The sequence below is a fragment of the Mesorhizobium sp. M1403 genome (genome assembly GCF_040317695.1).
Taxonomy (GTDB): Bacteria; Pseudomonadota; Alphaproteobacteria; order Rhizobiales; family Rhizobiaceae; genus Mesorhizobium.
Genome location: NZ_JAMYKY010000002.1, coordinates 470,012 through 485,275, shown reverse-complemented (window position 1 = coordinate 485,275; position 15,264 = coordinate 470,012). Strand labels below are relative to the sequence as shown.

16 protein-coding genes are annotated in these 15,264 nt (G+C 62.3%); 2 read left to right on the top strand and 14 right to left on the bottom strand.

Features of this window, described 5'->3' with window-relative positions:
- Window positions 1-2 precede the first annotated feature (2 nt).
- The gene (locus tag NKH01_RS07040) at window positions 3-365 is read left to right on the top strand and encodes a EutQ-related cupin domain-containing protein (protein ID WP_353019742.1); all 363 of its coding nucleotides are present in this window, start codon (window positions 3-5) and stop codon (window positions 363-365) included.
- Window positions 366-405: 40 nt separating this feature from the next.
- On the opposite strand, the gene pldH is transcribed toward NKH01_RS07040, so the two are convergent.
- The 7 genes from pldH to NKH01_RS07005 all read right to left on the bottom strand — a co-directional run bounded on the left by pldH (window position 406) and on the right by NKH01_RS07005 (window position 7,899).
- Window positions 406-1,152: a pyridoxal 4-dehydrogenase, SDR-type gene (gene pldH, locus NKH01_RS07035; protein ID WP_353019741.1), complete on the bottom strand. Its 747-nt coding sequence runs from the start codon at window positions 1,150-1,152 to the stop codon at window positions 406-408.
- 36 nt (window positions 1,153-1,188) lie between these two features.
- A complete protein-coding gene (gene ppaT, locus NKH01_RS07030; protein WP_353019835.1) occupies window positions 1,189-2,367 on the bottom strand; it encodes a pyridoxamine--pyruvate transaminase in 1,179 nt (392 codons plus the stop codon).
- Window positions 2,368-2,392: 25 nt separating this feature from the next.
- On the bottom strand, window positions 2,393-3,199 hold the full coding sequence (pldA, locus tag NKH01_RS07025; protein ID WP_353019740.1) for a 4-pyridoxolactonase: 807 nt from the start codon (window positions 3,197-3,199) through the stop codon (window positions 2,393-2,395).
- A gap of 46 nt (window positions 3,200-3,245) precedes the next feature.
- Complete coding sequence (locus tag NKH01_RS07020) at window positions 3,246-4,181, bottom strand: putative B6 ABC transporter permease subunit 1 (RefSeq protein ID WP_353019739.1); 936 nt, start codon at window positions 4,179-4,181, stop codon at window positions 3,246-3,248.
- A 3-nt stretch (window positions 4,182-4,184) separates the two neighbouring features.
- The gene (locus tag NKH01_RS07015) at window positions 4,185-5,282 is read right to left on the bottom strand and encodes a putative B6 ABC transporter permease subunit 2 (RefSeq protein WP_353019737.1); all 1,098 of its coding nucleotides are present in this window, start codon (window positions 5,280-5,282) and stop codon (window positions 4,185-4,187) included.
- Window positions 5,279-6,847, bottom strand: a complete 1,569-nt coding sequence (locus tag NKH01_RS07010) for a putative B6 ABC transporter ATP-binding protein (RefSeq protein WP_353019736.1) — start codon at window positions 6,845-6,847, stop codon at window positions 5,279-5,281. Before NKH01_RS07010 ends, NKH01_RS07015 begins: the two co-directional genes overlap by 4 nt.
- A gap of 77 nt (window positions 6,848-6,924) precedes the next feature.
- Window positions 6,925-7,899 carry a putative B6 ABC transporter substrate-binding protein gene (locus tag NKH01_RS07005; protein ID WP_353019735.1) on the bottom strand — a complete coding sequence of 325 codons (975 nt, stop codon included), beginning with the start codon at window positions 7,897-7,899 and terminating at the stop codon, window positions 6,925-6,927.
- 152 nt (window positions 7,900-8,051) lie between these two features.
- On the opposite strand from NKH01_RS07005, the gene NKH01_RS07000 reads away from it, so the two are divergent.
- Window positions 8,052-8,477, top strand: a complete 426-nt coding sequence (locus NKH01_RS07000; RefSeq protein ID WP_353019733.1) for a hypothetical protein — start codon at window positions 8,052-8,054, stop codon at window positions 8,475-8,477.
- A 36-nt stretch (window positions 8,478-8,513) separates the two neighbouring features.
- On the opposite strand, the gene NKH01_RS06995 is transcribed toward NKH01_RS07000, so the two are convergent.
- From NKH01_RS06995 to NKH01_RS06965, 7 genes are all read right to left on the bottom strand, one after another.
- Window positions 8,514-9,524: an ABC transporter substrate-binding protein gene (locus tag NKH01_RS06995; RefSeq protein ID WP_353019732.1), complete on the bottom strand. Its 1,011-nt coding sequence runs from the start codon at window positions 9,522-9,524 to the stop codon at window positions 8,514-8,516.
- Between the two features lie 37 nt (window positions 9,525-9,561).
- On the bottom strand, window positions 9,562-10,377 hold the full coding sequence (locus tag NKH01_RS06990; RefSeq protein ID WP_353019731.1) for an ABC transporter permease: 816 nt from the start codon (window positions 10,375-10,377) through the stop codon (window positions 9,562-9,564).
- A complete protein-coding gene (locus tag NKH01_RS06985) occupies window positions 10,374-11,204 on the bottom strand; it encodes an ABC transporter ATP-binding protein (protein ID WP_353019730.1) in 831 nt (276 codons plus the stop codon). The genes NKH01_RS06990 and NKH01_RS06985 overlap by 4 nt, the downstream gene beginning before the upstream one ends.
- A 130-nt stretch (window positions 11,205-11,334) precedes the next feature.
- The gene (fhmpcd1, locus tag NKH01_RS06980) at window positions 11,335-12,264 is read right to left on the bottom strand and encodes a 5-formyl-3-hydroxy-2-methylpyridine 4-carboxylate 5-dehydrogenase (protein ID WP_353019729.1); all 930 of its coding nucleotides are present in this window, start codon (window positions 12,262-12,264) and stop codon (window positions 11,335-11,337) included.
- Window positions 12,261-13,889 carry a GMC family oxidoreductase gene (locus NKH01_RS06975; protein WP_353019728.1) on the bottom strand — a complete coding sequence of 543 codons (1,629 nt, stop codon included), beginning with the start codon at window positions 13,887-13,889 and terminating at the stop codon, window positions 12,261-12,263. The genes fhmpcd1 and NKH01_RS06975 overlap by 4 nt, the downstream gene beginning before the upstream one ends.
- Window positions 13,890-13,999: 110 nt before the next feature.
- Window positions 14,000-14,722 carry a class II aldolase/adducin family protein gene (locus NKH01_RS06970; RefSeq protein ID WP_353019727.1) on the bottom strand — a complete coding sequence of 241 codons (723 nt, stop codon included), beginning with the start codon at window positions 14,720-14,722 and terminating at the stop codon, window positions 14,000-14,002.
- 69 nt (window positions 14,723-14,791) lie between these two features.
- Entirely contained in the window at window positions 14,792-15,250 is a 459-nt protein-coding gene (locus NKH01_RS06965) for a YbhB/YbcL family Raf kinase inhibitor-like protein (protein ID WP_353019726.1), read from the bottom strand.
- Window positions 15,251-15,264: the final 14 nt, after the last annotated feature.

The window sequence follows — 15,264 nt, the reverse complement described above, 5'->3', positions numbered from 1 at the left end:
CGATGTCCAAGGCCAAGATTTTCAAGCACAGCGAGTTGACTCTGAAGCCGTCGGTCACACCGACCGGAACGTCCTCGATCGCGCGCGTCATCAATGCCGACATCAGCCGGACCATGGGCGGCGGCATCGAGTATCTGGAGAACGCCTCGATCGACTGGACCGTGACCTATGACGAGGTGCTGTTCATCCATGAAGGCACGTTGACGATCGAACTGGACGACGGCCGCCATGAATGCTGCCCTGGCGACATCGTCTGGCTGCCCAATGGCACGCATCTGAAATACGTCGCTGCCGAGCGCACCGGCTATTTCTACTGCCTCTACCCGTTCGACTGGGCGGCGCGGCAAGGGACGGTGGAACCCTGAACGGACAGGCTTCCATGCGACAAGTGTCTCAACCGTCGAACTAATACCGGATCATTCCTGCATCGACGTTGATCGTCTGGCCAGTCATCCAGCGTGCGTCTTCCGAGGCAAGAAATGACACAACGTCCGCAATATGCTCGGGCTGTCCCTTGCCTTTTACGGCCTGCAGCATCTCGACGAAACCGAACGCCTCGTTATGCGGGCTTTCCTTGACGCCGTCGCTCTCGATCAGGCCAGGCGTCACCGCATTGGCGGTGATGCCGTATTTGCCAAGTTCGGTGGCGAGCGCTCTGGTGAAGCCGATGACGCCGCCCTTGGCCGCGACATAGGCCGCCATGTTCGGCGTGCCTGCAAAGAAGGTGTTCGATGCGATGCTGATCACCCGTCCGGCCTTGCCCGCCGCACGCATCTGGTCGGTGCCGGCGCGGCTGACGATGAAGGTGCCGGTCAGGTTGACGTCGATAATCTTGCGCCAATGGTCGATATCAACATCGTCCCAGGCAACGAAAGGCACAATGCTTGCGTTGTTGACTAGAATATCGATGCCCCCGGTCAGGGCCTGGATTTCGGCGAACAGTGCCTTCACCGATGACGGGTCGGAAATGTCGGCGGCGATCGCCCTCGCCTTTCCGCCAATCGTCGCGGCCGCTCCCTTGGCGCCTTCGGCATTGATGTCGCTGAGGATGACGGTTGCCCCGTCGGCGGCAAGCCGCACTGCGATCGCCTTGCCGATACCCTGCGCGGCGCCTGTAACCAGGGCCGTCTTTCCTGCGAGCCGTTCAGTCATGAAAATGCTCCCACGTTCGGTGCTGGTGATGTCTGTTCAGGCATCGGCATCGATCACGGCCATCGCCGCATCGATGCCTTTGCCGATCGCTAGTTTTTGGCCGACCGCGTTCATGGCGCCGCCAAGTGCCGTCAGCGCCGCGATTGCATAGATCGGCTGGGCGGTCGGACCCATGTGGCCGATGCGTGTCAGCTTTCCCAATGTTTCGCCGCGGCCAGACGAAAAGACCACGCCATAGCGGGCTCGCGCGGCTTGGCGAAGGGCCTTTTCGTCGACGCCTTCGGGCGTACGCACGGCAGTCGTGGTCGGCGACGCAATTCTGTCGCTGGCGGGCCAGATCGACAGTCCCATCGCAGCGACGCCCGCGCGCATGACCTTGGCAGTGAGCGCGTGACGCGCCCACACCGCCTCAGGTCCCTCATTGAGATAGAGGTCGAGCGCGACATCGAGCCCGTTGATCTCCGAGACCGAGGGCGTAAATGGAAACGGCGCGTCCCTCGACCATGCATTTTCCCAGTCGACGATGCTTAGCATCGATGCGCGCGGCGCCAGGGGATTTGCCTTCATCTTGGCCCAGGCCCGCTCGCTGATACCCATCATGGTGAGCCCGGGCGGCGCGCCCAGGCATTTGTTCGGGCCGGTGACGTAGATATCGGCATTGCAATCCTGCGGATGCGTCTTCATGCCGCCAAAGGACGAGACGGCATCGACGATGAGATAGCCGCCATGCGCAGACACCAGCGCGCCGATCTGGTCGATGGGATTGATGGTGCCGGACGGCGTGTCGTGGTGGCAGACGGAAACGACGGTGATTTCGGGATGCGCTTTCAGCGCTGCCGCAACCGCCTGCGGATCGATCGCCTCATTGTAGGGCACCTCGATCTCGAGCAGATGTGGCGAATAGCGCTTTGCCCAATAGCCAAACCCTTTGCCGTAGACCCCGGACGCCAGGTTGAGCACAACATCGTCGGGAGCGATAAGCGAGGCTGCGGCGGCTTCGAGGCCCAGCACCGGCTCGCCATGCAGGATGACTGGTTTGTTCGACAGGCGCATCGCCTTCTGCGCCTTGTCAACCACCTTCTCGTAGAAAAGCTGGAACGCGGGGTCGTAATCGTAGAGCACCGTGCGACCGAGGCCGCGCAGCACTTCGGCATAGGCGTTCACCGGCCCCGCCGTCAGAGTGATGACCGGATCGGCGTGTTCGAGATAGCGCATCATCTTGTCTCCCGATTAACGGCGATCAGCCGTAGAATTGCGTGCCGGTCCTGTAGGTCTTGAAATTCTCCATGTCGTGCGAGTACATCAGTTCGGCGCCATGGTCCTCGGCCAGCTTCTTCACCTTGCGCATCGAATCGACGCCCGCCACCGGATCGATGTGAAAGGCCGCCTGGCACAGTGTTTCAAGGCTCTTCTGCGTGTAGGCGGCATCGATCGTGAACATGATCGGCTTGCGCTTGGGGAACTCCACCAGGAGGCTATAGTGGCCGATTGAGTGGCCAGGCGTCGAGATCAGCTTGACGCCCTTTGCAAGCTCGACGTCGCCGTCGATGCCCTCGAACGTCGAGTTGGCGCGCGTCGTGCCCTCCAGCAACTGCGCGGTCGCGCCACGCGCCTCCGCCGCTTCCGCCGAGAAGCTCAGATCGGAATAGCCAAGATGTTCGAAAGGCTGGGGATTGCAGGCCTGCGGCACCTCGGTGCGGTGACAGATCTTCTTGGCATGCGGAAAATACTTGTTGCCGCCGCAATGGTCGAAATGGAAATGCGAATTGACGACCACGTCGATGTCGTTCGGTTCAAGGCCAAGCAGCGCCAGCGCGCCGGGAATGGTCTGGTGCTTTTCCTGGATCGGCTTTTCGAACGGCAGCACTTTCAGGACATGGTCGTAGTCATAGCCGGTGTCGATGAGAAACCGGCCCTCGGCATGCTCGATCAGGATCGAATAGACGGGGAAGCGCACTTCGCCGCCAGGGCCGCGGTTCCAGAACACATGATATCCATCGAGGACGAGCGAGCCGCCGTCGAGCAGGTAGACCTTGGTATCCGACATTCTTGCCTCCTGTTTGGCGCGGGTCCCGTCCGCGCATGAATTATCGTCAGCGCGCGCCGCGCTCGTATGGAATGCCAAGCGCCGCCGGCAGGCTGGCGCGCCGGCCGAACAGCACCAGCATGATCATCACCGCCAGGAACGGCAGCATCTGGATGATGTCGGTCGGTACGTTGATGCCGGCGACCTGCATGGCCGTCGTCAGCGACAGGCAGACGCCGAACAGCAACGCGCCGAACAGCACCCAGATCGGGCGACCGCGCGCCAACATGGCCAGCACGATGCCGAGAAAGCCCGCGCCATTGGTGATGAAAGGAATGAACAGCCCGGCCCCGACATCAGCGAGATAGGCACCGCCGAGCCCGGCCAGAGCTCCGGCGGTCAACACGGCGATGGTACGGGTTCGCACGACGTCGATGCCGGCGACATCGAGCGCGGCCGGCTTGTCGCCCGCCGCCTGCAGATTGAGCCCCAGCTGCGTGCGCCGGTAGACATAAGTCATGCCGAAAACCAGCGCGACCGCGAGATACACGATCAGATGATGTTGGAAGAATGCTGGCCCGATCACCGGGATGTTCGAAAGCAGTGGAATGGCGGTTGCATCCGCCGCCGGCAGGCGCGGATAGCTGCGTGAAAACTGGAAATGGTGGAGCAGTGCCGTCAGACCTTCCAGCCCCAGGGTCAGCGCGATGCCGATGACGATCTGGTTCAGCCCGATGCGCACGCAAAGCAGCGCCATGACAAGCGCTACCGCGCCGCCGCCAGCGGCACCGGTGAGAAAGCCCAGCCACAGCGAGCCCGAATAGAAGGCGCCGACAAAGCCGAGATAGGCACCGGCCAGCATCATCCCCTCGATGCCGATATTGAGCACACCCGCCTTCTCGGATATCTGCTCGCCAAGCCCGGCAAGCAGCAATGGGATCGCCGCGGTGACGGCGCCGAACAGCAGCGCGCTGAGGAAGACTTCGCTGAAGAGTCCGGTCATGCCCTAGGCCCTCCGCGTCTGGTTGTATCGATGATCGAAATATTCGGCGAGTGCGAGCACGATGAGCACGATGGAAACCAGCACCAGCGTGAAATGATTGGGCACGCCAAGCCTGCGCGCCGCGCTCTCGCCGCCTATCGACAGCACCGAAAGCAGGAAGACGAAGCCGATCGCGGCAAAGCCGTTCATGCGGGCGAGAAACACGGCCGGAATGACCGCGAGCCCGTAGGCGGGATTCCAGTCGGCACGGACATTGCCCTGGACCCCGATGATGTCGACAGCGCCGGCAAGCCCGGCCAGCCCAGCCGAAATGGCGAAGACAGCAACGGTCAGGCCGGGGACGTTGAACCCCGAATGGACCGCCGCGCGCGGGTTGGCGCCGACGATCCTCAGCTTCAGCCCGAACGCCGTGCGGGTCATCACCAGATGCACGATGATGATCGCCGCCAGCCCAAGCAGCAGGCCACTGGTGATGGTCGTCTCGAACAGGCGCGGCAGCCGGTCTTCCACGGGCAGCGTACGGGTCTGCGGCACGGTCGTGTTCGAGTCGCGAAACACCAGCTTGACCAGAACATTGGCAAGCGAGGTGCCAAGGAACGTCATCATCAGCGTGGTGATGATCTCGTTGACGCCCTGATAGGCGCGCAGCAGAGCCGGCACCAGCGACCAGATCATCGCCACCGCCATGGCTATGAGAAAGGAGCAGGTCAGCGCCAGCCAGGCGGGCATGATCTGAACGAACACGGGAGCGCTGGCGGCAGCCGTCGCCGCGCCGAGCAGGAATTGGCCGTCGCCGCCCAGGTTCCACATGCCGGCGCGAAAGGCCACGATCAGGCCGGCGGCAAGGAACAGGAGCGGTGCCATGCGCGTCAGCGTCTGCTGGATGCCGAGCGGTGAGAACAGTCCTTTCTCCAGCACAAAGCCATAATAGGCGAGCGGGTTGACGCCGACCGCAAGCAGAATACAGCCGGCTATCACCAGAGCGATGAGGATCGGACCGAGCGTCATCAGCAGCCGATGCAGGATGTCGCGACGCGTCGTTGCCCCGCTGGTCGCCTCGAGCGCGGTAACGTTGACTGTGGGGGTGGTATCGATGCTCATGCGGCAAGTCCGATCATCAGGCGACCGACCTTGGTGCGCGCGTCGTTGGCATTTTCGACGGTGCCTACCAACGCTCCGTTGGCGATGACGCCGATGCGGTCGCACATGCCAAGCAGTTCCTCGAGGTCCGTGGAGATCAGCAGCACGGCAAGGCCGCGTGCCGCCGTGTCGCGGATGCGCTGGCGTGACGCCAGAGTGTTGGCGAGGTCGAGCCCATGGGTTGGCTTGTTGAAGATCACCACCTTTGCGCCTTCAGCTAGTTCTCGTGCCAGAAGCACCTTCTGGATGTTGCCGCCGGACAGCCGCGCCACGGGCGTTTTCAGGCTCGGCGTGCGCACATCATAGTCGCGCACGAGCTGGCCGGCGCGCTTGTCGATCTCCGCGCGTTGCTCGACGCCCTTGCGCCACAACGGGGCCGCGCCGACCTGCTTGAGAAAGAAGTTGATTGAGACAGGGAAGGTGCCGACAGTGCCCTCGCCCAGCCGGTCGTCGGTCAAGTAGCGAAGGCCGCGCCGGCGGCGTTCGCCAACGCTCAACGTTTCGATGGCAGCGCCGTCCAGCCGCACGGAGCCGCCGGTCGTCGCGCGCTGGCCGGCTATCGCTTCCGCCAACTGCTTCTGGCCGTTGCCATCTATGCCAGCTATGCCCAGGATCTCGCCCGGGTGAATGTCGAACGAGATCGACGACAAGCCAGGTGCGTTGTCCGTCGGCGCGACCGCCAGATCGGTAACCTGTAGCAGCGGAGGCGCTTCGGCTCGGACCGTTCGGATCGGACGCTCGACGGCTTCCGGATCATCCTTCTGCTTGCCGAACATCAATTCCACGATCTCCGAGATGATCTCCTGCTCGCCCAGCGCGCGAAACCGCTCTGGCGCGATCTGCCCGACCTTGCGGCCGAGCTTCAGCACCGAGATGCGGTCGCCGAAGGCCGCCGCCTCCTTGAGCTTGTGGGTGATGAAGACGATCGCCAGCCCTTGCTCGACAAGTCGGCGCATCAGCGCGCCCAGTTCGTCGATGCCTTTTGGCGTCAGCATCGAGGTGGATTCGTCAAGGATCAGCAACCGGCTGTTGCGCACCATGGCGCGCAGGATTTCGACCTGCTGCTGCTCGCCCAGCGAAAGCTCCGATATCTTGGCATGCAGCTTCACCGTGATCCCCAGACTGCGGGTGATCTCGGCGACGCGCGCCTCAAGCTCCTCGGTCCTCGGGCGCTGCCACCATGGTCCGCCGAGCAAAAGGTTTTCCGCCACCGTCAGCGTCGGTACCAGCATCATGTGCTGGAACACCGTGCCGATGCCCAGCGCCAGCGCATGACGCGGCGAGGTGATCGGCGTCGGCTCGCCATCGACCAGTATGCGTCCCTCGTCCGGCTGCTGCAGTCCGGACAGCATGCCTATCAAGGTGGATTTTCCCGCGCCGTTCTCGCCGAGAAGCACATGCACCTCCCCGGGACGGATCGACAGGTCGATACTGTCATTGGCGACGATGCCGGGAAAGCGTTTGGTCACGCCTTCGAGCGCGACGATGTCGCGCCTGTTGACGGACGATGAGGAAAGACTGCTCATGAAAGCCCAGCCCTGAAAAGCGGGAAACATCCGGAGGGGCGATCGGTCGCCCCTCCGGCAGATGACCTGTGCTCGCCTTACTGGGCGACGCTTGTCATCAGCGCCCTGACAGCGGTCGCGTCATAGATCGGATCGACCATGATCTTGCCGGAAATGACGTCTTCCCGCAGGGCCTGGATATCCGCCCAGACATTATCCGGGATCGCAGCGGTCTTCAGCAGCTTGACCGAGTCGTCCTTGAGGCCGATCGTATAGTGCTTGGTGCCGAATGTGTCGGCCTTGAGATCGGCGATCATCGCCGCATAGACCGGCTCGATGTTCCACACCACCGACGACAGCAGGAAGCCCTTGTCGATCGGCGACTTGTCGCCGATGACGTCGATGAAATAGACCTTGCCGCCGTCAGCCGCCTTGGTCGTCTCAACCGCCTGCAGCATGCCGAAGCTCGAACCGTTGCCTTGGCCAAAAATGATGTCGGCGCCCGAGGCGATCACGCTTTCGGTAACGCGCTTGCCCCCGGCCGCATCGCTGTAGGCGGCCGGACCGATCACCGCATAGGTGATCTTGACGTCGGGGTTCTCGGCCTTCACGCCTTGCGCGAACGCCGCCGACTGCGAATTCCACGAAGGCGGTTCGCCCGACACGACGATGCCGACCGACTTGGAGCGCGACATCTTGGCGGCGAGACGGCCGGCGAGATAGGCGCCCTGGTGCCCGCTCAGCGTATAGTCGGCGACGAGACCGGCCTCCAGCCCGTTCGGCGTGTCGACGATCGCCACTGGAACCTTCAACTCCTTGGCGATTTCAGGCGCCGAGGTGTTGTAACCGCTGGCGTGGGCGATCAACAGGCTGGCGCCGTCGGACGCCAGTTCCCGCAACGTCGGACGAACATCGCCATAGCCGAGGCCCTGGGCCACGACCACTTCGACGCCGGCGGCCTTGCCCGCCGCCTTGGCGGCGTCGATGCCTTGCTGGTTCCAGCCATAGTCGGTGCCTTCTTCGGGCGTCAGGATGGCGATCGACTTGACCTCGCCGGCAAGCGCGCCGCTCATCAAGGCACCGCTCAATATAATTGCACTTACACTACTCTTCAGAAGCTTTAACATGTTACCCTCTCTGTTGATTTTCTAATCATTATTCTTATTGTTATTGCGCGAAAGCGAGATATGCTGCCCAGGAAAATTACATACGGAGCCCAGGCAAAGTGAAGATCTGTTACGTCCTTCCGGTCTTGCTGGCGTTCACGTCCTTCGCCAACGCGGTTGAGTTGCACCATGTCACCGTCCGCACCGGCACTGATGGGCTCGACATGGTGCCGTTGGCGATTTCGAATGCGGGCAATGATGGGTTGTCTTGCAATGCCGATTTGGCCCACTGGTATTCGGCCGGGATCGCGACGGTCGAGCCGGGCAAGAGCGCTCGTATCGAACTCTGGTTCGACGCCAAGACCGGCACCTTCACCATTCTCAACGACAAGCGCGAGAACCTGCCGGTCGAGCGGCTATGGTGCGGTCTCTCGGGCCGGGCGTACGCGACCCGCGTGCAGATCACACTCGACCGCACCGGCGCGACCAAGGGCGTGCGCAAACTATCCTGCAGCATGGCCGAGGACAGGCTGGTGTGCAGGTAGGCGCTCATTGATCCGTCCGACCGGGGCACCGCGCGCCTATTCCTTCGCCAGGAATGTGTCGGTGAAGACGTCGTCCGCCGACAGAGCCGACTTGAGCACGCCCTGAACGGTAAGAGTCTTCAGCGTTTGCTCCCACTGCGCCTTCGTCATCCAGCCAAGGCCGTGTTCCTTGGTGTCCGGGCTGGTGAAGGTCGACGCGATATCGGCGTTGATCTGCGCCAGCAGCACGTCCTTCTTGTCCGCGTAACCGGGTGCAGCCTTGGCAGTGATCTCGGCTGCCTCTTCGGGGTGCGCAACGACATAGTCGAACGCCTCCCTGTACGCCTTGACGAAGCGGGCGACGACGTCGGGCTTGTCCTTGATCATTTTCTGCGAGGTGAACAGTCCGGAGCCGTAGGCCTTCCAGCCGAAATCGGCGCCCATCATGATGCTGAGCGAGCCTGGACCGCCGGCCTTGGCCTCCAGCTCGGGAACCTCGGCGTCGACATAGCCGACGACGGTCTGGACCCGGCCTAAAAGCAGGTAGCTTTCGTAGGGCGGTGAGACGCTGTTCAGCGTCATGTCCTTCTCGGTCAGGCCATTGGCCGCCAGGAAACCCTTGAAGAAGATGTAGGTTGAACCGGCCGGATGAATGCCGATGGTGAGACCTTTGAGATCGGCCGGCTTGGTGAGCTTCACCGTATTGGCGAGCGAGATGATCGCCAGCGGCGAATGCTGGTTGACGGCGGCCAACGCCACCACCGGGACATTCTGCGACCGCGCGACGGCGAGGGTTGGAAGATCGCCGAAACCGAAATCTGCGTTCTCGTTGCCCACCAGCCGCATGGCGTCCGGCGAGCCGGAGCCTTTGCGGATCTCGGCCACCTCGATGTCGTTCTTGGCGAAGAAGCCCTTTTCCTTGCCGACGAAGAACATGGCGTGGTTGCCACGCACCACCCAGTCGAGTTGGACGTTGACCTCGTCCGCCGCCAGCGCCACGCCGGAGAAGCCGACCGCGCCGGCAAAAGCTACAAACGTGGCTGCCTTGATAAGTGAGCGTCTAAGCATTCGATCGATCCTTCCTGACTTTGACTGCCCCGGGGGACTAGGGCTGGCTGAATTTCGGTGCCCACGGCACCACGATGCGTTCGAGAATTTCGGCTGCGTAGTAGAAGGCGATGCCCAGCACCGAAACGAGGAACAGGGCCGCGAAGACCAGCGCGGTGTCGAGTTGGGTCGAGGCGAACTGGATGACGTAGCCGAGCCCATCCGAGGCGCCGGCGAATTCGCCGACGATGGCGCCAATGACGCTGAGCGTCGCGGCGATCTTGGTTCCGGCCATCAGGTTCGGCAGCGAATGCGGTACACGGATCCTGAACAGGATCTGCGTCTGGCTGGCGCCGACCGAATTCATCAGCGACAGCAGCGAGCGATCGACCGACTGCATGCCCGCCAGCATCGACAACGTCACCGGAAAGAAGGCGATGACCAGGATCAGCCCGATCTTGGGCGCGAGCCCGTAGCCGAACCAGAGGATGAAGATCGGCGCCAATGCCACCTTGGGCACATTCTGGAACAGCACCACCAGCGGATAAAGTGCGCGCCCCAGCCAGTCGAAGCGCACGATGACCAGTGCAATGGCAATGCCGACCACCACAGAGACAAGGAAACCGAACAGGATCTCGCCCGCCGTCACCAATGTCGCCTGCATCAGCGTTCCCCATTGCGCGACCAGCGATTGCGCGATCTCGGACGGGGCGGGGATGATGAAGGCGGATATGGCGAAGATCCGCACCGCAGCCTCCCACACCATGATCGTCGCCAGCAGAAGGATGACCGCCGGAAGCCAACTGGCTGTCGCCGCATCCCAGTTTGAGGCCAGCCGCGACTCCGCGAGATTGGTGACGGGTTGGTCGCTCATGACGCGCCTCCCGGTTGATGGCTGGCGCGCAGCATTGTCCGCAACTGAACCACCAGCCTGACGAACTCCGGATCTTGCGTCACCGACAGATCGCGCGGATAAGGCAGGCCAATGTCGAGGCTCTCGGTAATCCGCCCCGGCTTGATCCCCAGAACATGGACATGGCGGGATAAATGAATGGCCTCGTCGATGGAGTGGGTGACGAGCACGATGGTCTTGCCGGTGCGCTGCCAAATCTCCAGCAGCGACTGGCCCATCGAATCCCGGGTAATGGCGTCGAGCGCGCCGAACGGCTCGTCCATCAGCAGCACAGCCGGATCGAGCGCCAGTGCGCGTGCAATGGCGACGCGCTGGCGCATTCCGCCGGACAATTCATGGGGGCGCTTGTGAGCGCTGTCGCCCAAGCCCACCAGTTCCAGCATCTCCTGGCCGCGCGCCCGCAACTCGGCGCGCGAGAGTGACTTGTCAGCAATGCTGAGCAGCATCGATGCGTTGTCGACGGAATTCTTCCAGGGAAGCAGGTTGGCATCCTGGAAGACGAGGCCGATCATGCGCTTGCGCGCCGCCTCCACCGGCGAAAGCCCGGCGATCGAAACGCTACCGCTTGTCGGATTTGCAAGCCCGGCCATAACCTTGAGCAAGGTGCTCTTGCCGCACCCGGAAGGACCAATAAGCGAGACAAACGACCCTTCCGGTATTGAAAGATTGATATTCTGCAGAACCTGCTGCTTGGCCAAGACCACCGAAACGCCCTTGGCCGAGATCAGCTCGTCATGGCGGATATGGGCCGGCCAGCCGTGGGCTGCTCGAATGGTTTCAATGCCCATGGCTTGCCGCTCCATTCGCTGCCGTCAGCCGTGGCCGGACCGTCTGATCCACAAAGGCGCACATGGCACGGATGGCCGCCGTGGCGAACTCCCTAGCCCTGCTGACCCTGTGACGACGATGCGCCATCGGTTACTCCCGGCCTTCCAGGATGCGCCGCACCGCAACGAGTTTACGCGCCCGTTCGCCCTGCAGCGCCTTGGTCTGCTCGGGTGTATAGGAGAACATGCCCTCGCCCGACTTGATGCCGAACTTCGACGCGTTCGTCTTTTCCAACACCATCGGCGCCACATCATCGCGATTGGAAAGATCGGCGTTGAGGAAGGACGAGACGGATTTGTAGATATCCAGGCCCGCCATATCGAGCAGCGCCATAGGTCCGATAACGGCGATTTTGTAGCCTATGCCCCACGAGACGCAGGTGTCGAGATCCTCCGGATCGATGACGCCGCGCTCGACCAGGTCGACCGCCTCACGCAGCAGAGCATAAAGGACGCGGTTTTCGACGAAGCCGGGTACGTCCTTCTTCACCACCACCGGCAGCAAGCCGATGGAGCGGATCAGGTCGCGGATCGTCGCCACGGTTTGCGGCGCGGTCTTCTCGCCGCCGATCACCTCGATCATCGGGATGATGTGCGGCGGGTTCGACCAGTGCATGCCCACCATCCGCTCGGGATGCGATATATGCTCCTGCAGCTTCGTGATCGGGATACCCGACGTGTCGGACGCGACGATCGTATCGGATGCTATCAGGCCGTCGATCGTGCGATAGACATCGGCCTTGACCGAGATGTTTTCGGGAACGTTCTCGATGACCAGGTCGGCGCCGGACACCGCGTCGCCGATCTCGTCCGTGAAGCGAACGGTCCCAACGCCGGGCGGCGGAGGCGCGATCTCCAGCGCGTCGAGAACGGTTTCGGCCACGCTCAGCATGGATCGCGCGCGCTCAATCGATGCTGCGGCAACATCGTAGGCTGTCACCTGCAGGCCGCCTCTGGCGAGCCGGGCGGCCATGCCCGGCCCCATCGTCCCCAGACCGATGATGGCGATACGCTGGATCATTGCACTGCCCCGCTTTCTTTTGAGCTGGCGATGAGGTCGGCGGCTTTCTCTGCAATCATGATCACTGCCGCATTGATGTTCCCGCAGACGAGATCGGGCATGACGGATGCGTCGACCACTCTCAGGCCGTCGACGCCGCGAACGCGCAATTTTGGGTCGACGACAGAGGCTGAATCGGCTCCCATCCGGCAGGTTCCGGCCGGATGATGCACTGTGATGGAGGTCCGGCGGATATGCTCGTCGATCTCCTCGTCGCTCTGGCACTTCGATCCGGGAAAGAACTCCGCCTCGATGAAGGGCTGCATGGAAGGCTGCGCCGCGAGATCCCGTGCCACCCGGAAGCCGGCCCTAAGGGACTCCCAATCCTTGGGCGAGGCCAGGAAATTCTGGTGAATCAGGGGCGCCGCCAACGGGTCGGCCGACGCCAGTTTCACCGCCCCCCGGCTTTCAGGCTGTGTGGCCACCACCCGCGTTGCGAATCCGTCCGCGAACGGCGCCTTGAATGGGTTGAGATACGGCCACGCGGCGAGCGGAGCGGCCGTGAACAGCAGTTGCACATCCGGCAACGGTCGCGTCGGGTCGCTGTTCAGAAAGGCGACGACCCCGCCGGGCACATCCGCCGAAAAACCTCGTCCGGTGAGGTATGTCTTGAGGAAATCGAACCCGATACGATCGGCGCGCATGTTCCGCAAAAACGGGCCCGGAGTCCGGCGGCGGTACATCAGAATGACCGAGACGTGATCCTGCAGGTTCTTGCCGACCCCCGGCAGGTTGACCCTCGTCTGGATACCGTGAGCAGCAAGCTCCTCCTGGGCGCCTATGCCCGATAGCATCATGAGTTGCGGCGTGTTGATCACACCGCCGGCAAGCAGCACTTCCTGGCGGGCGACGACCGTGCGTTCACCCCCCTTGTGGTTGATTATGACGCCCGTGGCGCGCGTACCCTCCAGCACGACCTTGGTTGCATTCGCCTGTGTTAGAACCGTCAAGTTCGGCCGCTTCAGCACCGGCCGCAGATAGGCTGATGCGCTCGACGAGCGCCGACCTTTTGCAATCGTCATCTGGAGCCGGCCGAACCCTTCCTGCCGCTCGCCATTGTAGTCGTTCGTCTGCGCATAGCCTGCTTGCACGCTGGCTTGCGCGAAGGCGTCGATCAGCTTGTCCTTGTAGCGGCAGAATTGGGTGCTGATCGGGCCGCTGCCGCCACGATATTGGTTCTCGCCCCCTTCCCAGGTTTCCTGCTTGCGGAAATACGGCAGGACCTTGTCATAGGACCAGTCGAGGAGCCCTCCGGTTGCCCAACGATCGTAGTCCCCGCGATTGCCCCGCACATAGGCCATGGCGTTTGTGGATGACGATCCGCCGACAACCTTGCCGCGCGCGCACTCGACCCTGCGTCCGCCGACATTGTCTTCCGGCTCGCAGAAATACATCCAGTCATGGCGCCGCTCGGTCAGGATCTTACCCCATCCAAGCGGTATGTGGATCATGGGATCGCGATCCCAGCCGCCGGCCTCCAGCAACAACACCGAACATCTCGGATCGGCGCTCAGCCGGTTGGCGAGCACGCAACCAGCCGAGCCGGCCCCGACGATGATGTAATCGTAACTTTCCGCGTGCTGCATCGATTCATTGCTTTCGTCTGACGCCTCGGCGCCAGAGAACTATTGAGATGAGGCTGGAAAAGCTTGGCAACGGCCAGGTTCTTCCAGCTAGCAGTCAGACACCCTGGCCATCAGGCCAGGCCCGCCTGCCTGAGACGCTCCGACCAGTGATCCCATCCCCGATCGATCTGGGCACCGACCAGGTTCCCTGCCGCCTTGACCTCGCCCGGCGACAGATACTTGATCTTGCCGATCTGCATGCCGGCCGTTTGCGCCGCAGCGTTCTGTTCCGTGTAGAAGGCCCGAAACACCACTTGCCGAATGGAACTGCCGACATTCACTACGCCATGGCGCGCCATGAGAACCACGGCCTGGCTCCCGAGACTTTCGGCGATATCCCGGCAGACGCTCGGGCTGCCGCCGAACAGGTCCGTATCGTCTCCCTGCTTTTCGCGAATTTCATAAACAGGAACCGACTCGCCCAGGAATGCGCCCATATGGGTCACGGGCCGCAGCGGCTGATCGACAAAGCAATATGGCAGCACGGCTGGAGAGTGGCTGTGGAGCACGCAGTGAACGTCTGGCCGCGCCTTGTAGATTTCGCTGTGAATATAACGCTCCAGATAGGACGGGCGATTGTCCGAGGTCTCGCCATTGAGGTCGAACCGCAGGATGTCATCGGCCGTTATCAGGCTCGGAGCAAGCTTCTGCGCCAAGAAGAAGCTGTTGGGATCCTCCGGGTCACGGGCACTGATGTGCCCGAACGTGTCCAGAATGCCCTCGTTCAAGAGGATCTTCGTCGCTGTGACCAGCTCCTCGAATATCTTCTGGTGGGTAGATTTGCTGTCATTCATTGCTGAATTCTCCCATCGATACGGCGGCGGCGACCATGTTCTCGTTCTGGGTCGCCGAGACCGCACGTTTCACTTGTTTTCGTAGATGCCGACGATCCGGTTTTGCTCGATGATGTTGCCGGCATATTTCTGGAGGAACTCCTCCCTGGTGGGCGTCCCTTCGACCTTTGTGTCCAGCGCGTAGACCCAGAAGTAGTAGTGATGCTCCCCATGCCCCGCGGGCGGCTGAGGCCCGTAATATTGCATGCCGCCGGCACCGTTGGGGCCAACGCGAAACTTTTCCTGCGCGTCCGAGAGGTCGGTGGTCGACGGATCGATGCCGTAGACGACCCAGTGCGTGAAACCGTTAGGCAAGGGCGCGTCCGGGTCGTGGCAGATGACGGCGAGCTCTTTCGTCCCTGCCGGAACGCCGCTGACCTTAAGCTTGGGCAATACATTGCCCTTGTCGCCGGCATGCTCGTCGCGCAATTTCCCGAGCGGCTGGAAATCCGCGGAGGTTATCTTGAGGTCCTTGATGTTCAGGGGCATGGAATTTTCGTCCT